5 protein-coding genes and 3 pseudogenes are annotated in these 7,789 nt (G+C 65.4%); 6 read left to right on the top strand and 2 right to left on the bottom strand.

Features of this window, described 5'->3' with window-relative positions:
* Nucleotides 1-38: 38 nt before the first annotated feature.
* A complete protein-coding gene (locus G3436_RS19945) occupies nucleotides 39-356 on the bottom strand; it encodes a tryptophan synthase subunit beta (RefSeq protein WP_163948514.1) in 318 nt (105 codons plus the stop codon).
* A 181-nt stretch (nucleotides 357-537) separates the two neighbouring features.
* Here G3436_RS19945 and G3436_RS19940 point away from each other — a divergent pair.
* The 4 genes and pseudogenes from G3436_RS19940 (at nucleotide 538) to G3436_RS19925 (ending at nucleotide 4,228) form a co-directional block, all read left to right on the top strand.
* Nucleotides 538-1,436: pseudogene (locus G3436_RS19940) on the top strand (TauD/TfdA dioxygenase family protein).
* Nucleotides 1,437-1,456: 20 nt separating this feature from the next.
* Nucleotides 1,457-2,476, top strand: a complete 1,020-nt coding sequence (locus G3436_RS19935; RefSeq protein ID WP_163948511.1) for an ABC transporter substrate-binding protein — start codon at nucleotides 1,457-1,459, stop codon at nucleotides 2,474-2,476.
* Between the two features lie 4 nt (nucleotides 2,477-2,480).
* Nucleotides 2,481-3,344 carry an ABC transporter ATP-binding protein gene (locus G3436_RS19930; RefSeq protein ID WP_163948508.1) on the top strand — a complete coding sequence of 288 codons (864 nt, stop codon included), beginning with the start codon at nucleotides 2,481-2,483 and terminating at the stop codon, nucleotides 3,342-3,344.
* Between the two features lie 15 nt (nucleotides 3,345-3,359).
* Nucleotides 3,360-4,228: pseudogene (locus tag G3436_RS19925) on the top strand (ABC transporter permease).
* Between the two features lies 1 nt (nucleotide 4,229).
* On the opposite strand, the gene G3436_RS19920 reads toward G3436_RS19925, so the two are convergent.
* Nucleotides 4,230-4,823 (bottom strand): WCX domain-containing protein, encoded by a 594-nt coding sequence (locus G3436_RS19920; RefSeq protein ID WP_163948506.1) that lies wholly within the window; start codon nucleotides 4,821-4,823, stop codon nucleotides 4,230-4,232.
* 206 nt (nucleotides 4,824-5,029) lie between these two features.
* On the opposite strand from G3436_RS19920, the gene G3436_RS19915 reads away from it, so the two are divergent.
* Together G3436_RS19915 and G3436_RS19910 are read left to right on the top strand one after the other, a co-directional pair.
* A complete protein-coding gene (locus G3436_RS19915) occupies nucleotides 5,030-5,842 on the top strand; it encodes a tetratricopeptide repeat protein (RefSeq protein WP_163948502.1) in 813 nt (270 codons plus the stop codon).
* A gap of 126 nt (nucleotides 5,843-5,968) precedes the next feature.
* A pseudogene (locus tag G3436_RS19910) lies at nucleotides 5,969-7,789 on the top strand (FUSC family protein); the annotation flags it as partial.

The raw sequence follows: 7,789 nt of genomic DNA, 5'->3' as shown, positions 1-7,789 counted from the left end.
TGTGGGAGCTGGCTTGCCAGCGAAGGGCCCCCAGAAACCTAGATCAGCGGCCGCTCCTCGCTCTCATCGATCAGTTTGTTCAGCCCGCCCATGGTCTGCCGCGCACTGGAGCGGCTGAGCAGCTTGGCCTGGGCCCGTGTCGGCAAGTCGGTGATGCTGATCACGCCCTTGCTGGTCAGCACCTCGATCAGGTCCTCCAGCACCCGGATCATGTCCAGGTCGCTCTGTTGCAGCTTCTTCGCAAACCACGCCTGGGCCTCGGGCGAGTCATTGGGCAGCGCTTCGTTTTCCTCGGCGAATGGCGTCGACTCCAGCCGTACCAACTCACCTTGAGCATCACGTTGCACATAAAACATGGCGTTTCCCTCGTGAAAGTCTGTCCGTTGTGGCCTCAGCAGCATAGGTCAGCACCGCGTAAAAACCTTCTCTATGCTTATTCTCTAAAGGTATTTAAATTATTTTTCTTATGCACTTATAGTCGATTCCACGCGTAGTTACCGATCCAGCGGCGCACGCACAGCGTGGGAGTGAAGAGTCATGCCAGCAGCCTCTGGCGCCTTGTCGCACAACGACAGCGCCCAACCTCAAAGCTTCGAGATCCGTCCTTTCGCCGGCGCCGTGGGTGCCGAGATCATCGGCCTGGACCTGGCCCGGCCCGTCAACGTGGCCGACTTTGCGCGCATTCACCGTGCGCACCTGGAGCACCACGTGGTGGTGTTTCGCGAGCAGCGCATCAGCCCGCAGCAGCAGGTCGATTTCAGTCGCCGCTTCGGCGTGCTGCAGATTCATGTGCTCAAGCAGTTCCTGCTCGCCGGTCATCCAGAAATCCTGATCGTCTCCAACATTGTCGAAAACGGCCAGAACATCGGCCTGGGCGATGCGGGCAAGTTCTGGCACTCGGACCTGTCGTACAAGGAACTGCCGAGCCTGGGTTCGATGCTGCACGCCCAGGAGCTGCCCAGCGAAGGCGGCGACACCCTGTTCGCCGACCTGCACCAGGCCTGGGACGAGCTGCCCGCGCACCTGCGCACGGCAGTCCAGGGGCGCAGTGCCGCGCACTCGTACACCGCGCGCTACAGCGAAACCAAATTCGAAGGCAACTGGCGCCCCACGCTCACCGCCGAGCAACTGGCCCAGGTGCAGGAAGTCATCCACCCGGTAGTACGCACCCACCCCGAAAACGGGCGCAAGGCGCTGTTCGTCAGCGAAGGCTTCACCACCCGCATCGTCGGCCTGCCCGAGGACGAAAGCCGCCAGATCCTTGCCGAGCTGTATGCCCACAGCGTGCTCGACCACAACATCTACCGCCATCAATGGCAGCCCCATGACCTGGTGTTCTGGGACAACCGCTCGCTGATCCACCTGGCCGCCGGCTGCCTGCGCACCTGCGCCGCAAGCTGTACCGCACCACTATCCAGGGCGACGCCCCGTTCTGATTCGTCTCGAGGAGTACCGCATGCGCAACTCAATCAGCCGCCTGGCGGCCAGCATCGGCCTGGGCGTCAGCCTGCTCGCCGGCAGCCTCATTGCCCCCGCCGTGGCTCAGGCCGAAGGCGAAATCCGTATTGCCGAGCAGTTCGGCATTGTCTACCTGCTGCTCAACGTGGTGCGCGACCAGCACCTGATCGAGAAGCACGGCAAGGCGCAGGGCATCGACATCAAGGTCGACTGGACGCAGCTCTCCGGCGGCTCAGCGGTCAACGACGCGCTGCTGTCTGGTTCCATCGACATTGCCGGCGCCGGGGTCGGCCCGCTGCTGACCATCTGGGACCGTACCCATGGCCGGCAGAACGTCAAGGCTGTGGCCTCGCTGGGCAACTTCCCGTACTACCTGGTCAGCAACAACCCCAAGGTCAAGACCATCGCCGACTTCACCGAAAAAGACCGCATCGCCCTGCCGGCGGTGGGCGTCTCGGTGCAATCGCGCTTCCTGCAGTACGCCGCAGCCAAGCAATGGGGCGACAAGGAATATGCGCGCCTGGACAAGTACACCCTGGCGGTCCCGCACCCCGACGCCAGCGCTGCCTTGCTCGCGGGCGGCACCGAGCTCAACGCGCACTTCTCCAACCCGCCATTCCAGGACCAGGTGCTGGCCAACAAGGACGTGCACGTGGTGCTCGACACCTACGAACTGCTGGGGCCCAACTCGCCCACCGTGCTGTTCGCCACCGAGAAATTTCGCAACGACAACCCCAAGACCTACAAGGCGTTCGTCGATGCCCTGGCCGAGGCGGCCGACTTCGCCCAGCACGACAAGGGCGCTGCGGCCGATACCTACATTCGCGTGACCAAGGCCAAGATCGACCGCGCCGCCTTGCTCAAAATCATCGACAACCCGCAGTACGAATTCAGCGTCACCCCGAAAAATACCTATCCGCTGGCCGACTTCATGTACCGGGTCGGGGCGATCAAGCACAAGCCCGAGTCGTGGAAGGACTACTTCTTCCAGGATGAAAAACCGCTGCAGGGGAGCTGATGCGATGAACGCCCGTTTGCAAGGCCACACGGCCAGCAACCTGAGCAGCGTTAGTGCGCCGCCTGTGTTGCAGGTGGACCACCTCAGCCTCGAATACCGCACCGCCCAGCGCGTGGTGCGGGCCACCCACCAAGTCAGTTTCGATGTCGACCAGGCTGACCGCTTCGTCCTGCTCGGGCCGTCCGGGTGCGGCAAGTCCACCTTGCTCAAGGCGGTTGCCGGCTTCATCGAACCGCGCGAAGGCACGATCCGCCTGCAAGGCCAGCCGGTGCGCGGGCCGGGGCCAGACCGCATCGTGGTGTTCCAGGAGTTCGACCAGCTGCCGCCGTGGAAAACCGTCAAGCAGAACGTGATGTTCCCGCTGCTGGCGTCCGGCACCCTCAAGCGTGCCGAGGCTCAACAGCGTGCTCTGCATTACTTGGACAAGGTCGGCCTGGCGGCCTTCGCCGATGCCTATCCGCACACCCTGTCGGGCGGCATGAAAGCCCGCGTGGCAATCGCCCGGGCGCTGGCCATGCAACCCAAGATCCTGCTGATGGACGAACCCTTCGCCGCACTCGACGCCCTGACCCGGCGCAAGATGCAGGAGGAACTGCTGCTGCTCTGGGAAGAGGTGCGTTTCACCCTGCTGTTCGTCACCCATTCCATCGAAGAGGCGCTGGTCGTCGGCAATCGCATCCTTTTGCTGTCGCCGCACCCGGGGCGTGTGCGCGCCGAGATCCACAGCCACCAGTACGACCTGCACAGCCTCGGCGCTGCCGACTTCCAGGCCAGTGCCCGGCGCATCCACCGCCTGCTGTTCGAGGAGGGTGCCACGCCCGAGCAGGACGCTGCGCTCGACTTCACCGACATTCGCATCGCCTACTGAGCGGGAGCCTCACCCATGACCACCTCTGCACCGGCTGCGCGTCAGGAGTACGAAGTCACCCTTCAACCGCTGCTCAGTGTGCCGCTGGAACGCGAGCTGCCGCTGGGCCAGCGCCTGTGGCAGCACGGCTGGCTGCGCAAGAGCCTGATCCTGGTGCTGCTGGCGCTGCCTGGGAGGCCGTCGCGCGTTATCAGGGCAACGACCTGCTGCTGCCCAGCTTTGTGCAAACCGCCGCCGCGCTTTACGACGGGCTGCTCAGCGGCGAATTGCCGGCCAAGGTCGGCGTCTCGCTGGTGGTGCTGCTCAAGGGTTACCTGCTGGGCATTGTGCTGGCCTTCGGCCTGACCAGCCTGGCGGTATCGACCCAGATCGGCCGCGACCTGCTCAGCAGCCTGACCTCGATGTTCAACCCCTTGCCCGCCATCGCCCTGCTACCGCTGGCGCTGCTGTGGTTCGGCCTGGGCGACAACAGCCTGATCTTCGTGCTGGTGCATTCGGTGCTGTGGGCGCTGGCGCTGAACACCTATGCCGGCTTCATGGGCGTGTCCGAGACCTTGCGCATGGCCGGGCGCAACTACGGCCTGCGCGGCCTGCGCCTGGTGGTCTACATTCTGATTCCGGCGGCGCTGCCGTCGATCCTGTCGGGCCTCAAGATCGGCTGGGCGTTTGCCTGGCGCACCCTGATCGCCGCCGAACTGGTGTTCGGTGCCACCAGCGGCAAGGGCGGGTTGGGCTGGTATATCTTCCAGAACCGCAACGAGCTGTACACCGACAAGGTCTTCGCCGGCCTGGCGGTGGTGATCCTGATCGGCCTGCTGGTGGAGAGCCTGGTGTTCAATACCCTTGAGCGGGTCACCGTGCGGCGCTGGGGCATGCAGCGCTGAATCAGCCCTCGCTGTACTGCGCCGCCGCCTCGCGCAGGCGCTGGGCGATCTGCTCGCGCAGCAGCACGGGGTGTTCGATGATCAGTGCCTCTGCCTGGCTCAACAGCCAGCTGCGCAATTGCACGCTGTCGTTGAGGCTGGCGTGCAGGCGGTGGCCGCGCTCCAGCGCGGTCAGGCGCATGTCGGCGCTCAACGGCGCCTCGCGCACCTGGCGTGCCAGGCCATCGCTGACCCATGCCTGCAGGTGGATGCGGTCGTGGCCGTCCACGCATGACACATCGCTGCACAAGTAGCCGTGCAGGTCGAACTCGGCCAGGCCGTCGCCTCCCGCTTCGCGCAATTCCAGCTGGCGCAGGCGTTGCACTGCCGGCGACCAGTGCCATCCGAACGGGATGCTCTTGTCGTTGCGTTCCAGCGGGAAGATCAGCGACAGCTCGTTGAGGTCGCGCTCGATGGTGCGCTTGCTGATCGTGAAACCGGCATCGCGCAGGCGCATCGCGAGTGCGGCGCTGGTGGCACCCGGGGAACGGCTGGGCAGCTGGCGCAGCAGCTCCCATTGACGGCTGAGCGTGGCGCGCGTGGTGGCGGAGGGCAAAAGATAACGTCCTTGTCTAGGCTTGCCCCAATAGCATGGCGGCAGTGTTGTCGCATGGCAATTAGCCATTGACCCATACTGTCAGGGACGAGCCCGTTGAATTGCCTGGTTCGAATCGTGCGCGACAGGTTTTGTCGTGCTGCTGCGCAGAATCACGCCTCATCGTCCCCACTCGCTGTACCGTGGGCGGTTCAATGAGGATGAACATGTCACCTGCCAGCAATATCTACCCACTGCTCGCGCGGTTGCTGCCCGAGCAGGTCGTCCCCGACCCTGGCGGGCAGAGCCAGCGTCACTACGCCGGTGTGGGCATGCCGGCGCAGCGCGCAGTGCTGGGCGACAGCTTCAGCCTGGTCAACCGCCTGGACGAGGCGGTCGACCTGCAAGCGGTCTATGCCGACCTGCGCCGGCAGGCCCTGGAGGGCAGTGTGGCGGCGCTCAATGACCTGGGCTGGATCTGGCTCAATGGCAAGTACTGGCGTGCCGAGCCTTCGCTGGCGGGCCACCTGTTGCGCATGGCCGCGCTGCAGGGCAGTGCGGTGGCCTGGTTCAACCTGGGCCAGCAGCACTACTTCGGCAAGGGCGTTGCAGTGGCCTATGCCCGCGCCGCCGACTGTTACCGGCACGCCTTCGAACGCGGGCTGGACGAAGCCGCCGCCGCGCTGGGCGACCTGTTCGAGGAAGAAATCTGCGACACCCACCTGCAAGCCTGGCAGGTCGACCTGCAACAGGCCTATGACTGGTTTCTGCGCGGCGCCCAGCGCGGCGATGCGCGCTGCCGCTTTGAAATCGGCTACCGCCTGCTGCATGGCCAGCAGGTGCAGGCGGATGACAAGGCGGCGGTGTACTGGCTGGAACTGGCCGCCGCTGCCGGGGTGATGCCCGCAGCCGAAGAACTCGCGCTGCACTTCAGCGTGGCGGGCAATCCATTGCGCTATCTGTTCTGGCGCGACCAGGCCATCACCCTGGGCAGCGCGCGTGCCCTGACCCTCAAGCGCGAAGACCAGCAGCAGCGCTAAGCGGCTATTGACGCCCGGGGCGTGCATCGAAGAACATTGATAGTTAGCAAACTATGAATTCTGATCCATGCCCTTGACTCTCGATGCACTGCAACCGAACACCCGCAGCGGCACGCTGGCGGCTCCGTGAAGGGCTTCTTCAGCTCCCTGCCGCCGGCGCGGGACTGGTTCTACGGCGTGCGCACGTTTGCCGCGTCGATGATCGCCCTGTACATCGCCCTTTTGATGCAACTGCCGCGCCCTTACTGGGCGATGGCCACGGTCTACATCGTCTCCAGCCCGTTCGTCGGCCCCACCAGCGCCAAGGCCCTGTACCGCGCCCTGGGCACCCTGCTGGGCGCCGCCGGTGCGGTGTTGCTGGTGCCGCTGCTGGTGCAGACTCCGGTTTTGCTGACGTGCGCCATAGCCCTGTGGACCGGCACCCTGCTGTTTCTCTCGCTGCACCTGCGCACTGCCAACAGCTATGCCCTGATGCTGGCCGGCTACACCCTGCCGATGATCGCCCTGCCGGTGGTGGACAACCCGCTGGCGGTGTTCGACATCGCGTCATCGCGGGCGCAGGAGATTTGCCTGGGCATCGTCTGCGCAGCCGTCGTAGGGGCCATCTTCTGGCCGCGCCGGCTGACCCCGGTGCTGGTGGGCGCCACGGGCAGCTGGTTCGCCGAAGCGATCCGCTATTGCGATACGTTCCTGGCCCGTCAGACCGCCCGCGACACGGTCGGCAGCCTGCGCGCCTCGATGGTCACCACGTTCAATTCGCTGGAGATGATGATCGGCCAGCTGGCCCACGAAGGCGCACGGCCGCAGACGGTCAAGAACGCCGGTGAACTGCGCGGGCGCATGATCCACCTGTTCCCGGTGATCGACGCGCTGGATGATGCCCTGCTCGCCCTCGAACGCCGCGCACCGGCCCAGGCGGCGCAGTTGCAGGATGTGCTGGCGCAGGCGCGCGACTGGTTGCAGGCCAGCGCCGAAGACGCCTCGGTAGCGCGCTGGAGCGCCCTGCGCGACCAGCTCGAACGCTTGCAGCCGAGCGTTGCCGACCTCGACGAGCGTGCCGGCCTGTTGCTGTCCAACGCGCTGTACCGGCTGGGCGAATGGATCGACCTGTGGCAGGACTGCTGCAGCCTGCAGCACGCCATCCGCCGCGAAGACCTGTCGCCCTGGCGTGCGGTGTACCGGCATTGGCGCCTCGGGCGGCTGACGCCATTCTTCGACCGTGGGCTGATGTTCTATTCGGTGTTTTCCACGTTCACCGCGATCCTCGCCGCGACCGCGCTGTGGATCCTGCTCGGCTGGCCGGATGGTGCCAGCGCGGTGATCCTGGCCGCCGTAGCGTGCAGCTTTTTCGCCGCCATGGATGACCCGGCGCCGCAAATCTACCGGTTCTTTTTCTGGACCACGCTGTCGGTGATCTTTGCCAGCCTCTACCTGTTCCTGGTACTGCCCAACCTGCACGACTTCCCGATGCTGGTGCTGGCGTTCGCGCTGCCATTCATCTGCGTCGGCACCCTCACGGTACAGCCACGCTTCTACCTGGGCACCTTGCTGACCATCGTCAACACCGCCTCGTTCATCAGTATCCAGGGCGCCTACGACGCCGACTTCCTGGCCTTTGCCAACGCCAACCTGGCCGGTCCCGTGGGCCTGCTGTTCGCCTTCATCTGGACCCTGGTGGTGCGCCCGTTCGGCGTGGAGCTGGCGGCCAAGCGCCTGACCCGCTTCAGCTGGCACGACATCGTCGGCATGACCCGCCCGGCGACCCTGGCCGAACACCGGCGCCTGGGCGTGCAGATGCTCGACCGCCTGATGCAGCACCTGCCGCGCCTGACCCAGACCGGCAGGATAGCGGCAGTGCGCTGCGCGACCTCGCGTGGGGCTGAACCTGCTCGACCTGCTGGCGTATTTGCCGCGCGCCACCCCGGCGGCGCGTGCCGCGCTACAGCG

This window comes from Pseudomonas brassicae, from assembly GCF_010671725.1.
GTDB lineage: Bacteria > Pseudomonadota > Gammaproteobacteria > Pseudomonadales > Pseudomonadaceae > Aquipseudomonas > Aquipseudomonas brassicae.
This window is presented reverse-complemented; position numbering and strand designations above follow the sequence as displayed.